Consider the following 15,397-nt stretch of genomic DNA (forward strand, 5'->3'; position numbering starts at 1 on the left):
ATCATGCTGATCCAACTTCTCAGCACCTACCTCCGCCCCTACAAGCGTGAGCTTGCAGGGGCGGTGGCATTCCAGGCGGTGGCCACAGCAGCGGCCCTCTACCTGCCCAGCCTCAATGCCGATCTCATCGACAACGGTGTGACCAAGGGTGACACCGACTACATCCTGTCCATCGGTGTCGTGATGCTCGGGGTGACGGTGGTGCAGATCTTCGGCTCCATCGGGTCCGTCTACCTCGGCGCCAGGACGGCCATGGGATTCGGGCGCGACGTCCGTAGTGCCGTCATGCGGCAGGTGGGGTCCTTCTCGTCCCGTGAGGTCGGACGATTCGGTGCGCCGTCACTGATCACCCGCAACACCAACGATGTCCAGCAGGTACAGATGCTGGTGGTGATGAGCTGCACCATTTTGGTGATGGCACCGATCATGTGCGTCGGTGGCGTGGTGATGTCGGTACGCGAGGACCCGGGCCTGTCCTGGATTCTGGCGGTCACCGTGCCGATTCTCGCGTTGGCGATGACGTGGGTGATCTCGAAAATGGTGCCCGCATTCCGGGAGATGCAGACACGTATCGATGGCGTCAACGGTGTGCTGCGTGAGCAGATCACCGGCATTCGTGTCGTGCGCGCCTTCGTCCGCGAGCGGTCCGAAGAAACACGTTTCGCTGCGGCGAACGAGCAGCTGACCGAAACTGCGCTGCGTGTCGGCCGGCTCACCGCGATGATGTTCCCACTGGTCATGGTCATTGCCAATGTCACCAGCGTGGCTGTCATCTGGTTCGGCGGTCACGAGATCGCCGGCGGCGACATGGAGGTCGGCTCGCTCACCGCGCTGCTGAGCTACATCATGCAGATCCTCATGTCGGTGATGATGGCGTCGTTCATTGCGATGATGGCGCCCCGTGCGGCCGTCTGCGCCGAGCGGATCGGCGAGGTGCTCGACACGGATTCGACGGTGGTGCCGCCCTCGGACCCGATCACCACCATCGCCAACCCCGGTGTCGTGGAATTGCAGGCCGCCGAGTTCAAGTTTCCCGGCGCCGACGAACCGGTGTTGCGCGGCATCGACTTCCGGGCGGAGCCGGGGAGGACGACAGCGATCATCGGCGGTACCGGTTCCGGGAAGACCACGCTGTTGTCCCTGATCCCGCGGCTGATCGATGCCACGGCGGGCGCGGTGACCGTTTCCGGTCACGACGTCCGAGACCTCGATCTCGATCTGTTGCGGTCAGGGATCGGTCTGGTGCCGCAGCGGCCGTATCTGTTCTCGGGAACGGTGGCCACGAACCTGCGATACGGCAAAACCGACGCCACCGACGACGAATTGTGGCATGCCCTCGAGATCGCGCAGGCCGCCGACTTCGTACGCGCGATGCCGGAAGGTCTCGACACCCCGATAGCCCAGGGCGGCACCACCGTCTCCGGTGGTCAGCGGCAGCGGCTGGCCATCGCCCGCGCGTTGGTGCGGCGACCGTCGGTGTACCTGTTCGACGACTCCTTCTCCGCACTCGACCTCGCCACGGACGCCCGATTGCGCGCCGCCCTCCGCCCCGAAACGGCCGATGCCTGCATGATCATCGTCGCGCAGCGGGTCTCGACCATCGAGGACGCCGATCAGATCATCGTTCTCGAGGACGGAGCGATCGTCGGAATCGGTACGCACCAGGACCTGTTGACCACGTGCCCGTGTTACGTGGAAATTGTGGAATCCCAACGATCCGTGCAGGAAGCGTGATGGCAGAACGCAAATCGGCGGGGCCACCGATCCCCAGCACTCCAGGCGCTCCGGGGACGAAACCGCACGCGCTGTGGCCGTCGATGAAACGGCTGCTCGGCCGGCTGCGTCCGCATCGGGTCGCCGGCATCTGTGTGCTGGTGCTGACCGCCATTTCGGTGCTGTTCACCGCGTTGGCGCCGCGCATGCTCGGTGAGGCCACCAACCTGATCTTCGACGGGGTCATCGGCGAGCAACTACCTTCCGATCTCACCAAGCAGCAGGCCGTCGACAATCTGCGTGACCAAGGCCAGGACACCTTCGCGGACATGGTGTCCGGCATGAATGTGATTCCCGGTGTGGGAATCGACTTCGGCGCAGTGGCTCAGGTACTCGTCACCGTGCTGATCCTCTACATCGGCTCGTCGCTGTTCATGTGGTCGGCAGCGTATGTGCTGAACATCGTGGTGCAGTCGGTGGTCCGGAAACTCCGTGCCGACGTCGAACGCAAGATTCATCGACTCCCATTGCGCTACTTCGATTCCCACGCCCGCGGCGACCTGCTGAGCAGGGTGACGAACGACATCGACAACGTGTCACAGGCCATGCAACAGACCATGAGTCAGCTGATCGTCTCGCTGATGACGGTGATCGGGATTCTCACGATGATGATCGTGATCTCGCCGTTGCTGGCGTTGATCGCGGTGTTGACGGTGCCGCTGTCGGTACTGGTGACAGCGATGATCGCGAAACGTTCCAAGCCGCACTTCGTTTCCCAGTGGAAGTCGACGGGACACGTGAACGCCCACGTGGAGGAGGCGTTCACGGGCCACGAACTGGTGACGGTGTTCGGACGTGGCCGCGAGGTGCAGGCCCGCTTCGAGGAAGAGAACGATGCGCTGTACCAGGCAAGCTACCGCGCCCAGTTCATCTCGGGATTGGTGATGCCGGCCATCATGTTTCTGGGAAACCTGAACTACGTGGCAATCGCGGTGATCGGCGGTATGCGCGTCGCCTCGGGCACGATGAGCATCGGCGATGTGCAGGCGTTCATCCAGTACTCGCGACAGTTCACCCAACCTCTCACGCAGATCGGTGCCATGGTCAATCTGCTCCAATCCGGGGTGGCGTCGGCGGAACGTGTCTTCGAGATCCTGGACGAGGACGAGCAGACCCCCGACCGGGCGGATGCCCCGACGCCGCCGCACCCGAAGGGGCGGGTCGAGTTCGATGGCGTCACCTTCGGGTACTCGCCACAGGTCCCGTTGATCGAAGATCTGAACCTGGTGGCCGAACCGGGGCAGATGGTGGCGATCGTCGGACCGACGGGCGCGGGCAAGACCACGCTGGTCAACCTGATCCTGCGGTTCTACGAGCTCGACGGCGGCCGCATTCTTCTCGACGGCGTGGACGTCGCGCAGATGTCGCGAGACGAATTGCGATCGCGCATCGGCATGGTGCTCCAGGATGCCTGGCTGTTCGGCGGGACCATCCGCGACAACATCGCCTACGGTCGGCCGGACGCGACCGAGGACGACATCCTGCAGGCGGCGCGTGCCAGTTACGTGGACCGTTTCGTGCACTCCCTGCCCGGTGGGTACGACACCGTCATCGACGAAGAAGGCAGCAACATCAGCGCAGGCGAGAAGCAGCTCATCACGATTGCCCGAGCCTTCATCTCGAAGCCGTCGATTCTGATCCTCGACGAGGCGACCAGTTCGGTGGACACGCGCACCGAGTCGCTGGTGCAGCACGCCACGGCGGTGCTGCGTAGTGACCGGACCAGTTTCGTGATCGCACACCGGTTGTCGACCATCCGCGACGCCGACGTGATCGTCGTGATGGAGGACGGCCACATCGTGGAACAGGGCAGCCACGAGGCATTGATCGAGCAGGGTGGCGCCTATTTTCGCCTGTACAACAGCCAGTTCGTCGGTGCGGACGTCTGAGCGTTCTGTGATTGGATGGCCGACGTGAATGCTGTTCCCGCTGCCGTGCCCGCTCCGCCCGATCCGTTCTTCACCGTCGGAACCCGGTTGGAAGACCGCCTCGGTCGGACCGGCACCATCCACACCCCGCACGGGGACATCGCGACGCCGTCGTTCGTTGCGGTGGGAACCAAGGCGACGGTGAAGGCGGTGTTGCCGGAGAGCATGAAGGACCTCGGGGCCCAGTCGTTGCTGGCCAACGCCTACCACCTGTATCTGCAACCCGGGTCCGACGTCGTCGACGAGGCGGGCGGCCTCGGCAAGTTCATGAACTGGGGCGGCCCGACGTTCACGGACAGCGGTGGGTTCCAGGTGATGTCGCTGGGTGTCGGGTTCAAGAAGGTCATCGCGATGGAGCACATCGGGGTGCAGTCCGACGACGTCATCGCCGAAGGCAAGGAACGCCTCGCGCACGTCGACGCGGACGGGGTGACGTTCAAGTCGCACCTCGACGGCTCGATGCACCGGTTCACCCCCGAAGTGTCGATGCAGATCCAGCACCGTCTGGGCGCTGACATCATGTTCGCGTTCGACGAGCTGACGACGCTGATGAACACGCGCGGCTACCAGGAAGAGTCGGTGGAGCGGACACAGGCGTGGGCGGTGCGGTGCATCGCCGAGCACGAGAAGTTGACCGCGCAGCGGACGCACCGGCCGTACCAGGCGTTGTTCGGGGTGGTGCAGGGCGCGCAGTACGAGGACCTGCGCAGGCAAGCGTGCCGCGGGCTCGAATCGATCGTCGGTGAGACCGGCCGCGGATTCGACGGCTACGGCATCGGCGGCGCGCTCGAGAAGCAGAACCTGGGGACCATCGTGCGCTGGTGCAACGAGGAGCTACCCGAACACAAGCCGCGCCACATGCTCGGGATCAGCGAGCCGGACGACTTCTTCACCGCCATCGAGAACGGGGCGGACACGTTCGATTGTGTCAATCCCTCACGAGTGGCGCGCAATGCGGCGATCTACCACCCGGACGGCCGGTTCAATATCAACACCAGCCGGTTCAAGCGTGACTTCACTCCGATCGACGAGAACTGCGACTGCTACACGTGCGCGAACTACACGCGCGCTTACATCCATCATCTGTTCAAGGCGAAGGAAATGCTGGCGTCGACGCTGTGCACCATTCACAACGAGCGGTTCACGGTTCGGTTGGTGGACGATATTCGTGCCAGCATCGACGACGGCACCTTCCACGAGTTCAAGGAGCAGACGCTGGGCCGCTTCTACTCCTGAAGCACGTAGGTCGGCTCGTGCTTCTTCACGTAGGCGATCACCCGATAAGTGATGGGCATGACCAGCACCTCGACGAGGGTCTTCCACAGGAAGCCGACGATCACATAGTTGGCGAAGTCGGTCCAGGTGCTGATGCCGATGGCGGTGGCGGCGATGGAGCAGAAGATCAGGGTGTCGGCGAACTCGCCGACCACGGTGGATCCGATGAGGCGCGCCCACAGATGGTTTTCTTTGGTGCGTTCCTTGATGAGGACGAGCGTCACCGAGTTGAGCAGCTGGCCTACGAGGTACCCGGCGAGCCCGGCGAGAAGGAGTTGCGGGTAGACGCCGACGACGGACTCGAGCGCCGGCTGGTTCTCGTAGAAGTCCGCGGACGGCAGCGCCAGGAGCACCCAGAAGCAGAACGCGGCGAGGATGAGGGCACCGAACCCCAGGTAGATGGCCCGTCTGGTGGATTTGAATCCGTACACCTCGCTGAGCACGTCACCGAGAATGTAGGCGAGGGGAAAGAGGAAGAATCCGCCGTCCGTGATGATGGGCAGGATCTGGAGTGGTCCGATGGCGAACTCGGAATCCCCGAGGAACGCGACCCCCTTGGTCGCGCAGATATTCGAGATCAGCAGTGTCGCGGTGAAAAGCGCAACGATGGTGGGGTAGTACCCGCGACTGACGTGCGCGAATGTGGCCGTGTTTTCCTGCTGATCCTGTGCTGTCACAGCCGCCATCCAAGCACTTCGGCACAGCAGAGCGCGAGCCCGCCCCATCCGAGGCGGACTCGCGCCTCCCGGCGAATGTCACACACGTTCAGCTCACGCGAACCGGTGTGACATTGGTCGGGGTGGGATTCGATCAGGCCGCAGAGACGTAACGCTGCGTCAGAACCCGGTACGCGTAGGTGGATCCGATAATGGTCATCGGCCCGGTGACGAACAATCCCAGACCGCAAGGGATGGCGCCGAGAATGTTCAGGCCGACGAACGCCAATGCCAGCAGCAGCAGCGGAGCGGCGTTGTTCTTGATCAGCTCGAAGCTCGCCTTGATGGCATCGATCGGCTGCTGATCCTGATCGACGACGAACTGCAGCGTGAACCATGTCAGGAATATCACGGCCAGACCGGGGATGATGAAGAGTACGAAGCCGATCGTCGACGCGATACCGATGATGATGCTGGCGATGACGATCGCGGCCACGTTGGTGAACTGGAAAAACGACCCGAAGGCCGGCTTGTTGCCATCGATCTCGTGGAGGGCGCCCCGAACGAATGCGGCGTTGATGAGGTAGCCCACGATGGTGCTGACGAACATGCCGATGATTCCGGCCGCGGAGACCGAGAAGTCACCGGACGCGTCGACAACAAGGCTGTTGCCGAAGATCAACTGAATGACGACGTTGATGAGTATGGCGACCAAGGCGATGCCCACCCACACCAGGGCGTTCTCGCTGAATTTCTTCCACGAGTACGAGATCGCATCGCCGACAGAGATCTGGCCGGAACCGGGGCCGCCCTGCTGCGGCTGCTGGAACGGCGGCGGCGGGGGGTAGTTTCCGGGCGGCGGCGGGTATCCACCCTGGGGGTATCCGCCGGGACCCTGCGGCGGCGGGGGGTAGTTGCCCTGCGGGGGCGGTGGGTAATTACCGGGCGCGTTGTTGCCGGGAGGCTGCGGGTAGCCACCGGGACCCTGCGGCGGCGGGTTGTTGCCCTGTTGCGGCTGGCCGTAGGGCTGCTGCCCTCCCGTCGGGTTGTTCGGGTCGTATCCACCGGTCGTCATGTAATCCCCTCGTTTAGTGCGCGAATGGATATTCGCATGTGCTCCAACCAACTTACGATGAAGTTACTGGCTTTGCTCACCTTTGCATGGCGTCGGGTCACCTCACAACACCACTCACCTCATGTTTTATGCTGGTCGAGTGACGAACACCGGGGGATTCGACAGCAACAACCGCTACGCCGGGCCCGATGGGCCCACCTATGGGGAAATTCCTCCCCTTCCTCGTGACGGTTACGGAGTATCCGAGAGTGGTCAGGCAACGTACTCGGCTCCCACGGAGAATCCCCCCGATTCGCAGCCTGTATACGGCAATCAGACTGTGCCGCCTCAGATGTCGCCAGCACACTATGGTGCGCCGGTCCAGTACGCCCCACCTGTGCAGTACGGGGCGCCCGGTGCCTTCGGCTCCAATCCGTACCCTTACACCCAGACATCGGGAACCAACGGGCTGGCCATTGCCTCGCTGGCCGTCACGCTCCTCGGGGGATTCCTTGCCTGCGGTCTCGGGTTCGTCCTCGGTCCGATTCTCGGGATGGTGTCGCTCGGGCAGATCAAGCAGTCGGGTCAGCAGGGCCGAGGGTTGGCCATAGCCAGTATCGCGATCGGCGTCGTCGGCATTCTGGTGATCATTGCCTACATGCTGTTCTTCGTCTACGCGATCAGGGATGCGGCCACCTCACCCTACGGTTACTGACACCTAGGGGCAGCGAGTGTCCGAGTCGTCGAAAATCCATGCCTCTCGGGGAAGAGCGGCGGGGTCGAAGCGTTCGAGAAGAATTTCCGGACCGACGATTTCACCGGGCTTCGCCATCCGCAAGGATTCGGCGAGTACTCCGAGAACCTGGGTGGGTGTGTGGCCGAGTGCCTTCTGGTCGGCCAGGGTGACGGCACCGTCACGCTTCGCCAAGCGCTTTCCTTCGCTGTTGAGGACGAGGGGAACATGCGCATAGTGGGGGATCGGTAGTCCGAGCAGCTCGGCCAGATATGCCTGGCGCGGTGTCGAGCTCAACAGGTCGTCTCCGCGCACTACCTGGTCGATGCCCTGGGCGCCGTCGTCGACCACCACCGCCAGGTTGTATGCGGGGGTCCCGTCTCCGCGACGCAGCACGAAATCGTCCACCGTTCCCGGGTAGGTGCCGTACAGGAGATCGGTGATCGTGTAGCTGGAGGTATCGGCGCGTAGGCGCAGCGCGGCAGGCCGGGTGGCCGCCTTGTCGCGGCGTTGCTGCGGCGTGAGATCCCGGCATGTTCCCGGATATGCGCCGCTGGGTGCGTGGGGCGCAGAGGGGGCACTGAGAATTTCTTTGCGCGTGCAGAAGCATTCGTACGTACGGCCTGCGTCACGTAATTGTGTGATCGCATGTTCGTAGTGTTCGAGCCTGGCCGACTGGTCGAGGACCTGACCGTCCCAATCGAGCCCCAGTGCGGCGAGGTCGTCGAGTTGGTGTTGCCGCGACCCCTCGCGCACTCGGTCGAGATCCTCCACGCGCAGCAGGAATCGGCGGTCGGTGCTGCGTGCGAACAGCCACGCAATCAGGGCAGTCCGCAGATTTCCCAGATGGAGATCGCCGGACGGGCTCGGAGCGAATCGGCCTGCACCGCCCACGGGCTGTCTCCCTTCTCGTTGCCGAGATCGGTCAGCTGGCGAGTTCGATCTCGTGACGATGTGCGTCCGTTCCGGTCAGCGTAAGCCGGATCTGGGTTTCGAGAACGTGCTGCAGGTATTCCGGCGGGTACAGCGCGGGACTGCCGACGGCGTCGAGAGCGAGCCCGTCGACCGTGGCCAGCAGGAGTGCTGCGCGGGTTTCGGCCTCGGGTGTGCCGATGCCGATGAGGACTGCCGAGATTCCGGTGCGGATCGTGAACAACGTCTTGCGGCGGATCTCGGCGAGAGCGGGCGAGGTTGCCGCACGGACCGCGAAAGCGGTGATGACATGTGCCTCACGCGCACGCTGGTCGTCGAGAGGAAGCAGCTGGGAGAGTGCCCCGAACAGGGCGCGGGCCGGATCGTCGTCCTGTTCGACCGTCGCGAGGCGTGAGAGCACCTTGTCGACGAACTTTCCGAGCGCGAAGGCGAACATGTCGTCTTTGGTCGAAAAGTGGTGCTGTACAGCGCCAATCGAAACACCTGCGCGTTTGGCCACCTCACGCACGCTGGCATTCTCGAGTCCTGCGTCTGCCGCCACGTCGAACAGAGCCGCGGCCAATTGGTCGGGGCTCGTGGAGGAGTAACGCCGCTCTCGCATTGCAGGCACAGTACATGCGTACGGAATGCGGCACCGAATGGGGGCGTGTACTAGCGAGCCCCCCGCGCGGCATACGTGTCGACGTAGTCTTGTCCGCTAAGGTCCAGCAATTTCTGCATCACCGTGTCCGTTGTGGCGCGCACTACATTCGGGTTATCGGCGAGGGGTACGTACCGACTGAGATCGAGCGGTTCGCCCACCGTGATCGACACCTTCCCGAATCGCCACATTCGGGTGCCGATGGGGTTGACCTCACGTGTCCCGTGCATGGCGACGGGAACCACCACGGCGCCGGTCGACAGCGCAACGCGGGCAACTCCGGTCTTGCCTTTGTGGAGTCGACCGTCAGGCGATCGGGTGCCTTCCGGGTAGATGCCCCACACTTTCCCGTCGGCGAGAATCCGGCGTGCAGTGGCGAGCGCTCCCGCCGCGGCATCGCCGCCGCTGCGGTCGATCGGAACCTGGCCGGCAGCGGTGAAGAACCACTTCTTCATTCGGCCGACCACGCCTGGCGCCGTGAAGTACTCGCTCTTGGCGACGAAGGTGATCCGGCGGCGCACCATCAGGACGAGGAAGAGGGAGTCGGCGACCGTGAGGTGATTGCTCGCCAGGATTACCGGCCCTTCTCGTGGAATCCGTTCTGCTCCTGTGATCGTCGGCCGCCCGAATGCTCTCAGGACAGGGCCGATCAGGATGTATTTGAAGATCCAGTACCACACGGGCGTGCTCCGCTCGACTATTCCTGACTATTGGTAGACACTGTCTACCATGGTGGAGCATCGAGACGTACGCGAGCGACTGGTCGAGTGCGGGATCGACCTTCTGCTGGAAGAGGGATCCGAATCCATCGGGCTACGAGCGATTGCCAGACGCGCGGGGGTCTCGCACGGGGCTCCCCGCAGATATTTCCCAACGCTCGAATTGCTACTCGCCGAGATCGCAGCCCGAGGGTTCGTCGAACTGGGGGGCGCAATCACGCAGGTCGACGACACCGTGCCCGTTGCCGAGCGACTCGAGCGGATTGCACTGATCTACACGAGATTCGGGGTTCGTCGACGTCCGCTGTTCGAACTCATGTTCCGACACGACCTGCTGGAAGGATCGGGTGCCCACCTGCGGCAGCACTCCCGTCCACTCTTCGCGGTCCTTGTCGAACTGTTGGCCCAGGCACCGGACCCCGAGGTCTCTGCTGTGAAACTCTGGACGAACCTGCACGGGCTGGCGATACTTGCCGGAACCGGCGCATTGAACGTGGTGGCCGACGGGATCGACACCGACCGAATAGCGCGAACGATCGTGGCCGATCACCTGTCGGGTATCACCGCGCGTGGCACATCGGCCCGCAATTCGAAGTCCACCACGAAATCGCCGTCCTCCGGCGAATAGCGGTGCTGCGGGTCGAAATCCTCCACCCGAAAACTGTTCAGCGCAGGTGAATGCGTGGTGACGGCCAGGGTGCCCCCGTCGATGTCGAACTGCAGCAGCCGCTGAAATCCGGTTTCACGGCGACCGTCCACGGTGAAGTTCTGGTAGTCCGCGAGAAGCTCCACCACGGTGCGATCGCTGTCGCCCACCTTGCGATCGGTGACGGTGGTCTGGCCGTCGACATGGCCGGACAACACCAAAAATACCGATTCGAACGGCACCACGAGCCGATTCCAGATCTGTTGGCCCGAACTACCTCCCACGTCCCCGAACCCGGACATGCGCAGATCCCCGGACTCGTCCAGGTAGTAGTGCGTACCGATGACGACGTTGTGGTCCGGATGCGCGCGCAGCACGTCCTCGGCCCAACTCATCACGTGCTCGGGCGGGTTGTAGCCGATGCTGAGCATCAGGAACTTCGCACCGGCCGCCTCGATCAGGTCGTAGTGGGCAGAGTTGTCGGATGCGGTGACCGAACCGCCCCACCACGGTTGATCGCGGTAGCGGGCGGGGCCGAAGTACTCGTTGTAGAGGGCGTGGTTCTCCTCATGGGCGCCGGGCACGAGTCGCCCCGCCGCATTCCAGATGTTGTCGTGGTTGCCGGGCAATACGCCGTGGGGGACACCGGCCTCCTCGAGGATCGACATGGCGTCGTCGGCAGCCTCGAACTCCTTCCGGGCCTTGTCCGGTGGACGGCCGGGACTGATCCAACTCTGAATCACGTCTCCGGTGTGCATGGCATACGCGATCTTTCGGTGCGCCGCGTTGTCGGCTGTCCACTGTGTCATCGTCTCGAAGACGGCGGGGTTGTCGCGCGCGAGGTATTGAGTGTCGGTGATGTGCTGAAGAGCGAAGTCGTATTCGTCGGGGTCGGCGAACTGTTGATCCGGCGTCGAGTTGGCGCGCCGGAACGCGTCGTCGCGGCGCGGGCTGTCGATCACCAACACGTCCACCGTTTCCGCGGTCCGTTCCAAGGTTGCCGACAATGCAACCGGGCCACCCGGAACGGTAGGCGTTGCGACACTCACCGGCTCACCCCACGACTGGGAGCCCTCGTCCCACACATGCATCGCCAAGTCGTTCAGGTTGACCGAACGGCCGTGCCACTCGAGTTCGACGGAACGGGCTTCGAACCCGAAATTCACCTCGTACCGCAGGTAGGGGAAGGCTTCGTCAGTGGTGCCCGAAAACATGATCGCCGATTCAGTCGGCACCGAAGAGGTCAATCCCCGTGCGGCAACGCCGACGGAGTCACCGGATCGCGGCTCTGTGACCACCGCCGTCGCGTTCGAGGACACGGCCATGACAAGACATGTCACCAGAACGGCGGCGAGCCTCCCGAGCGGCATGGAAGTCAGGCTAGTACGCGCTCAGGCGCTGCGCCCGAGATGCGCCAGAACCTTCGTCTGTGCATCCGCATCACCGGACACCGGTACTGCCGGTCCGCACACACCGGCCATCCGGATGTTGTCGCCCAGCGACGTTGCGACCGATTCGACCCACTCGAGGTCCGGCACGGGAATGGTCTCGTCGGTGCCGGTGGCACGGGCGAGGTCCCACCCGTGAACCACGAGGTCGAAGCAGTGAAACCCGTCGACGGTGGCCGCGAGGGTGGTACGGCCGAAGTGTCCGTCGTAGTCGCGTCCACCGCGCGCAGGGTCGTCGAGAATGCTCTGCATCGAATCGCGGGTGGTGATCCATGCGCCGAGCGGATCGTCGTCGACCGACGGGCCCTGCTCGAGTTCGAGTCCGACGACGGTCACGATGTCACGTTGCGTGTCGATGACGTGGCGAACCACGTCACGTGCGGTCCATCCCTCGCACGGTGACACGTTTTCCCACCTGTCGGCAGGGACGGCTTCGATTCGAGTGGTGAACTTGGCGGCCAGTTCGCGGTAGTGATTCGCAGCAGATGTGGTTGTCATGCTGCTGATTCTGCTCTCGAGGTGGGCATGTGCGATTGAACATTTCCGACATCGACGACGAATGCTTCGCCGTGCCAGTCCGGTGCCGCGGTGGCGAGCAGCGCGGTGGGGGTGAGCGTCGTGATACGCCGGCATTCGCGTGACAGGTGGGCCTGGTCGCTGTACCCGGTCGAGACGGCGAGATCGGCGAGCCCGTTGCCGGTGTCCGCCCGTGCGGCGGCCATGAATCGTTGCAGACGGAGTATCCCGCGAAGCGTTGCGGGACCGTATCCGAATGCGTCGTTGCAGCGGCGCTGCAGTTGTCGTTCGGTGATCGATGCGGCGTCCGCGAGTTCGGCCACACCCCACGAGCGTGTGAAGAGCGCGCCGCGAATGTTCTCGACCAGTCCGTCGGGTGCGTCGTGGCGGGTGCGCCACCGTCGCACGCCGTCCTCCAGCGCAATGATTCGGGCGGCCGGATTCGGGGCATTCTCGATCTGGTCGGTGAGCAATCGGTCCCAGGTGGACCCCAGCACATCCGCGAGGCCGACCCGAATGTTGCGGATATCCGATGCGGGGGTCCGTAGGAGGTGAGTAGCCGCACCCGGACGGAAACGGATGCCGACGGACTCCGTTCCCGGTGGCAGCGTGAACGACCAGGCAGTGGTTTCCGGACCACACACTCGAATGCCGACGCCACGAATCCACAACACGTCCATGCAGCCGTCCGGCACCAGAAGGCATTTACCGTCTGGCCGCGCCTCCCACGCGCACACCAGCGTGTCTGCGAGATCCGGGGCCGCGGGCGTCGGTGTGTACCAGGCCATGGTGATCGAGCGTAGCCACGACCTCCGACACGCCGCCATCGAAGACCGAACCGAACGGGGAGTGTGATGACCAAGAAGTGGGTGTTGGCCGCTCTGGCGGCTGTGGCGATGATTCTGCCGAGTTGCGAGTACGACCCGATGAACGAGGGCGCCAGGAGTCTCGATGTCGAGGAGTCGAGTGCCGCCGAGCCCGCCCCAGCAGGGAAGATGGCGTTGGGCGTCGCGCCGACACAACTGGGTGACATCATCGTCGACGCCAACGGAATGACCATGTATGTGTTCGGAAACGACAATCCGCGCTCCGAGGTCAGTTCGTGCGACGAGAGTTGCCTCGATACGTGGGAACGGGTCACCACGTTGACCGAGACACCGGAGGCCGACGGGATAGAGGCGCAAATCGGGACGATTCCCGCGACGGGCGATGCTTACCAGGTGACGGTCAACGGTCGCCCGCTGTACCGCTACGAGCAGGACAAGCAGCCCGGTGACGTGCACGGACAGGACGTGGGAAGCATCTGGTGGGTGCTCGACCCGGCGGGAAACCCGATCTTCGAAACCGAGGGGTGAGGCTACTGTCCGAACGCTCGGAAGAATCCTTGCACATACGGATCATCGAGCCTGCGTATTTCGGTCGCGGCACCGGAGACTGTGATTTGCCCGCGGCGCATGATCACCATGTGGTCGGCAACGCCGGTGTCGCAGAGCGCGCCGACATCGTGCGTGATGGCGAGTACGGCCGCACCGCTGTCGGCGTATCTACGCAGGGTGTCCCATATCCGGTACCTGGTTTCGGAGTCGAGTGACGCAGTGGGCTCGTCGGCGATGAGAATGTCGGGCGCGGGTAGCAGTGCGGCGGCAAGGGCGGCGCGCTGGATTTGCCCACCCGAATGCTGGTGCGGGTACAGGTCGGCAGTGTCAGTGGGGTAGCGGGTCGCCGCGCACGCACGGTCGATGCTCCATTTCCGGTGGCGGCGTACCAGGGACCTCAGCTGCGCGCCGACGGTGTCGTCGGGATCGAAGGCGCTCACGCCCTCCTGTGGTGAAAGCCCGACGGTGCGGCCGCGCAAATGATGCCACTGAAGCCGGCTGTCCACGGGCGCGCCGTCGACGAGTACCTGCCCCGTGCTCTGTGCCGTACTGGGCAATAGACCGGTCAACGCTGCGGCGACCATGGATTTGCCGCACCCGGATTCGCCGAGGAGAGCGGTGATCTGTCCCTCGGGTACGAGCAGGTTCACCGCTTCCAGCACTGTTGCACTCCATCGGCCGGTATCGATGTGGACAGTCAGTCCACGAAGTTCAGCGGTCGTCATGCGGTCGCCTTCCCGTGCGTGCGCCGAATGCGAGAAGCCCCCGACCGGACGAATCCGATCGGGGGCTTCCCTGTGGCGGAGGATAGGGGATTTGAACCCCTGAGGGCGTTAACCCAACCCGCGTTCCAGGCGAGCGCCATAGGCCACTAGGCGAATCCTCCGCGTAGGAGCATACCCAAAAGCGGCGCCGTACCGTTAAACGGGCTGCTCGGACCGGTTTCTAGGCCCAGCGCAGCTCCTTAACGGCCTGCTCGGCGAGGGGGAGAACGCGGTCGCAGGACGTGTCGGGGTTGATGGCGGCGTCGAGACCGAACTTCGCCTCCACAGCCAGCACGCCGGAATCGCTCTGGAGCTCGAGAATGCAGTGGTACTTGGATTCCGCCAGCACGGGCCCGGTGATACCGCCGACGGTGACGGTGTGCAGCGGTTTGATCGACCGGGGGAGTGCGGCGAGCGTGACTGTCACCGTGTTCAACGATTCCGGGCTACCCCACAGGCAACTGGTCCGCCCCGGCGAATCGGTTGCAACGCCCTCTTCCGGGGTGGGTGTGACGAGGCTCTCGATCGTGTCGGAGGTGGCGAGAGAGCATGGGTCGGCGCCGTCCCAGGTAACGGGACCCGAGCTGTCCACGTCTGTGTCTCCTCCGCAGGCCGAGGCCATCGTGAGTGCGCCTATTGCTACCGCTACCTGCACTGTCTTGACGATCTTCATGTGAAATCCCCGTACTCTGAACAGCTGATGCCGGGCGACGGTAGCACTCGGATAGTTGAAGACCGACAGCACCGAGGAGGTCCCGGAGATCGGGGAGCGGGGCACCTGCCACCGGCCGCTGGGGGTCCGTCTACACTCGTTGGTGGATCCCGCGCGGCGCGCATCCTGTGAACTCCCCCAGGGCCGGAAGGCAGCAAGGGTCAATGGGCTCTGCCGGGTGCGCGGGGTCCCCTTATTTTTCGCATACCCGACCCCGTCACGTC

Annotated in this window: 16 protein-coding genes, 1 tRNA gene and 1 other RNA gene; 7 read left to right on the forward strand and 11 right to left on the reverse strand. The window is 63.9% G+C overall.

All coding sequences use genetic code 11. The features are described from left to right. Window positions 1–3: 3 nt before the first annotated feature. From ACZI8Q_RS04820 to tgt, 3 genes are read left to right on the forward strand one after another with little or no spacing between them, the layout of a single operon-like run. A complete protein-coding gene (locus ACZI8Q_RS04820; RefSeq protein WP_463372359.1) occupies window positions 4–1,734 on the forward strand; it encodes an ABC transporter ATP-binding protein in 1,731 nt (576 codons plus the stop codon). Further along, the gene (locus tag ACZI8Q_RS04825) at window positions 1,734–3,662 is read left to right on the forward strand and encodes an ABC transporter ATP-binding protein (RefSeq protein ID WP_463372360.1); all 1,929 of its coding nucleotides are present in this window, start codon (window positions 1,734–1,736) and stop codon (window positions 3,660–3,662) included. Before ACZI8Q_RS04820 ends, ACZI8Q_RS04825 begins: the two co-directional genes overlap by 1 nt. Before the next feature lie 24 nt (window positions 3,663–3,686). Next, a complete protein-coding gene (gene tgt, locus ACZI8Q_RS04830) occupies window positions 3,687–4,937 on the forward strand; it encodes a tRNA guanosine(34) transglycosylase Tgt (RefSeq protein WP_463372361.1) in 1,251 nt (416 codons plus the stop codon). On the opposite strand, the gene ACZI8Q_RS04835 is transcribed toward tgt, so the two are convergent. Both ACZI8Q_RS04835 and ACZI8Q_RS04840 read right to left on the reverse strand, forming a co-directional pair. Then, window positions 4,928–5,653 carry a queuosine precursor transporter gene (locus ACZI8Q_RS04835; RefSeq protein ID WP_463372362.1) on the reverse strand — a complete coding sequence of 242 codons (726 nt, stop codon included), beginning with the start codon at window positions 5,651–5,653 and terminating at the stop codon, window positions 4,928–4,930. The two genes, tgt and ACZI8Q_RS04835, sit on opposite strands and share 10 nt — an antisense overlap. A 133-nt stretch (window positions 5,654–5,786) precedes the next feature. Then, window positions 5,787–6,707, reverse strand: coding sequence for a hypothetical protein (locus tag ACZI8Q_RS04840; protein ID WP_463372363.1), 921 nt, complete (start codon window positions 6,705–6,707; stop codon window positions 5,787–5,789). Between the two features lie 139 nt (window positions 6,708–6,846). Between ACZI8Q_RS04840 and ACZI8Q_RS04845 the strand changes: the two genes are divergently transcribed. Continuing rightward, the gene (locus tag ACZI8Q_RS04845; protein ID WP_463372364.1) at window positions 6,847–7,401 is read left to right on the forward strand and encodes a DUF4190 domain-containing protein; all 555 of its coding nucleotides are present in this window, start codon (window positions 6,847–6,849) and stop codon (window positions 7,399–7,401) included. A 3-nt stretch (window positions 7,402–7,404) separates the two neighbouring features. Here ACZI8Q_RS04845 and gluQRS read toward each other — a convergent pair whose 3' ends face one another. Genes gluQRS through ACZI8Q_RS04860 form a run of 3 tightly spaced genes read right to left on the reverse strand, consistent with a single transcriptional unit; the run spans window position 7,405 to window position 9,672 of the window. Continuing rightward, window positions 7,405–8,313 carry a tRNA glutamyl-Q(34) synthetase GluQRS gene (gene gluQRS / locus ACZI8Q_RS04850; RefSeq protein ID WP_463372365.1) on the reverse strand — a complete coding sequence of 303 codons (909 nt, stop codon included), beginning with the start codon at window positions 8,311–8,313 and terminating at the stop codon, window positions 7,405–7,407. Between the two features lie 31 nt (window positions 8,314–8,344). Beyond that, a complete protein-coding gene (locus ACZI8Q_RS04855; RefSeq protein ID WP_463372366.1) occupies window positions 8,345–8,953 on the reverse strand; it encodes a TetR/AcrR family transcriptional regulator in 609 nt (202 codons plus the stop codon). A gap of 50 nt (window positions 8,954–9,003) precedes the next feature. After that, entirely contained in the window at window positions 9,004–9,672 is a 669-nt protein-coding gene (locus ACZI8Q_RS04860; protein ID WP_463372367.1) for a lysophospholipid acyltransferase family protein, read from the reverse strand. Window positions 9,673–9,721: 49 nt separating this feature from the next. Here ACZI8Q_RS04860 and ACZI8Q_RS04865 point away from each other — a divergent pair, with 49 nt between their 5' ends. Next, window positions 9,722–10,339, forward strand: coding sequence for a TetR/AcrR family transcriptional regulator (locus ACZI8Q_RS04865; RefSeq protein WP_463372368.1), 618 nt, complete (start codon window positions 9,722–9,724; stop codon window positions 10,337–10,339). Here ACZI8Q_RS04865 and ACZI8Q_RS04870 read toward each other — a convergent pair. From ACZI8Q_RS04870 to ACZI8Q_RS04880, 3 genes are read right to left on the reverse strand one after another with little or no spacing between them, the layout of a single operon-like run. Beyond that, entirely contained in the window at window positions 10,258–11,727 is a 1,470-nt protein-coding gene (locus tag ACZI8Q_RS04870) for a metallophosphoesterase family protein (protein WP_463372369.1), read from the reverse strand. The genes ACZI8Q_RS04865 and ACZI8Q_RS04870 overlap by 82 nt on opposite strands. Window positions 11,728–11,748: 21 nt before the next feature. Further along, window positions 11,749–12,303, reverse strand: coding sequence for a TIGR03086 family metal-binding protein (locus ACZI8Q_RS04875; protein ID WP_463372370.1), 555 nt, complete (start codon window positions 12,301–12,303; stop codon window positions 11,749–11,751). Further along, entirely contained in the window at window positions 12,300–13,109 is an 810-nt protein-coding gene (locus ACZI8Q_RS04880) for a helix-turn-helix domain-containing protein (protein ID WP_463372371.1), read from the reverse strand. Before ACZI8Q_RS04880 ends, ACZI8Q_RS04875 begins: the two co-directional genes overlap by 4 nt. A 66-nt stretch (window positions 13,110–13,175) precedes the next feature. On the opposite strand from ACZI8Q_RS04880, the gene ACZI8Q_RS04885 reads away from it, so the two are divergent. Further along, window positions 13,176–13,676, forward strand: a complete 501-nt coding sequence (locus ACZI8Q_RS04885) for a COG4315 family predicted lipoprotein (RefSeq protein ID WP_463372372.1) — start codon at window positions 13,176–13,178, stop codon at window positions 13,674–13,676. Between the two features lie 2 nt (window positions 13,677–13,678). On the opposite strand, the gene ACZI8Q_RS04890 is transcribed toward ACZI8Q_RS04885, so the two are convergent. The 3 genes from ACZI8Q_RS04890 to ACZI8Q_RS04900 all read right to left on the reverse strand — a co-directional run bounded on the left by ACZI8Q_RS04890 (window position 13,679) and on the right by ACZI8Q_RS04900 (window position 15,134). Further along, a complete protein-coding gene (locus ACZI8Q_RS04890; protein WP_463372373.1) occupies window positions 13,679–14,422 on the reverse strand; it encodes an ATP-binding cassette domain-containing protein in 744 nt (247 codons plus the stop codon). Window positions 14,423–14,495: 73 nt separating this feature from the next. Next, a tRNA-Ser gene (locus tag ACZI8Q_RS04895) sits at window positions 14,496–14,583 on the reverse strand. Between the two features lie 59 nt (window positions 14,584–14,642). Further along, a complete protein-coding gene (locus ACZI8Q_RS04900) occupies window positions 14,643–15,134 on the reverse strand; it encodes a hypothetical protein (protein ID WP_463372374.1) in 492 nt (163 codons plus the stop codon). A gap of 141 nt (window positions 15,135–15,275) precedes the next feature. Between ACZI8Q_RS04900 and ffs the strand changes: the two genes are divergently transcribed. After that, an RNA gene (gene ffs / locus ACZI8Q_RS04905) (signal recognition particle sRNA small type) lies at window positions 15,276–15,370 on the forward strand. Window positions 15,371–15,397: the final 27 nt, after the last annotated feature.

Source organism: Rhodococcus quanlei (assembly GCF_055231015.1).

Coding starts and splice junctions, on each gene's coding strand:
- ACZI8Q_RS04820 (WP_463372359.1), top strand. CDS start 4: ATGCTGATCCAACTTCTCAGCACCTACCTCCGCCCCTACAAGCGTGAG.
- ACZI8Q_RS04825 (WP_463372360.1), top strand. CDS start 1,734: ATGGCAGAACGCAAATCGGCGGGGCCACCGATCCCCAGCACTCCAGGC.
- ACZI8Q_RS04840 (WP_463372363.1), bottom strand. CDS start 6,707: ATGACGACCGGTGGATACGACCCGAACAACCCGACGGGAGGGCAGCAG.
- ACZI8Q_RS04855 (WP_463372366.1), bottom strand. CDS start 8,953: ATGCGAGAGCGGCGTTACTCCTCCACGAGCCCCGACCAATTGGCCGCG.
- ACZI8Q_RS04865 (WP_463372368.1), top strand. CDS start 9,722: ATGGTGGAGCATCGAGACGTACGCGAGCGACTGGTCGAGTGCGGGATC.
- ACZI8Q_RS04870 (WP_463372369.1), bottom strand. CDS start 11,727: ATGCCGCTCGGGAGGCTCGCCGCCGTTCTGGTGACATGTCTTGTCATG.
- ACZI8Q_RS04875 (WP_463372370.1), bottom strand. CDS start 12,303: ATGACAACCACATCTGCTGCGAATCACTACCGCGAACTGGCCGCCAAG.
- ACZI8Q_RS04880 (WP_463372371.1), bottom strand. CDS start 13,109: ATGGCCTGGTACACACCGACGCCCGCGGCCCCGGATCTCGCAGACACG.
- ACZI8Q_RS04885 (WP_463372372.1), top strand. CDS start 13,176: ATGACCAAGAAGTGGGTGTTGGCCGCTCTGGCGGCTGTGGCGATGATT.
- ACZI8Q_RS04890 (WP_463372373.1), bottom strand. CDS start 14,422: ATGACGACCGCTGAACTTCGTGGACTGACTGTCCACATCGATACCGGC.
- ACZI8Q_RS04900 (WP_463372374.1), bottom strand. CDS start 15,134: ATGAAGATCGTCAAGACAGTGCAGGTAGCGGTAGCAATAGGCGCACTC.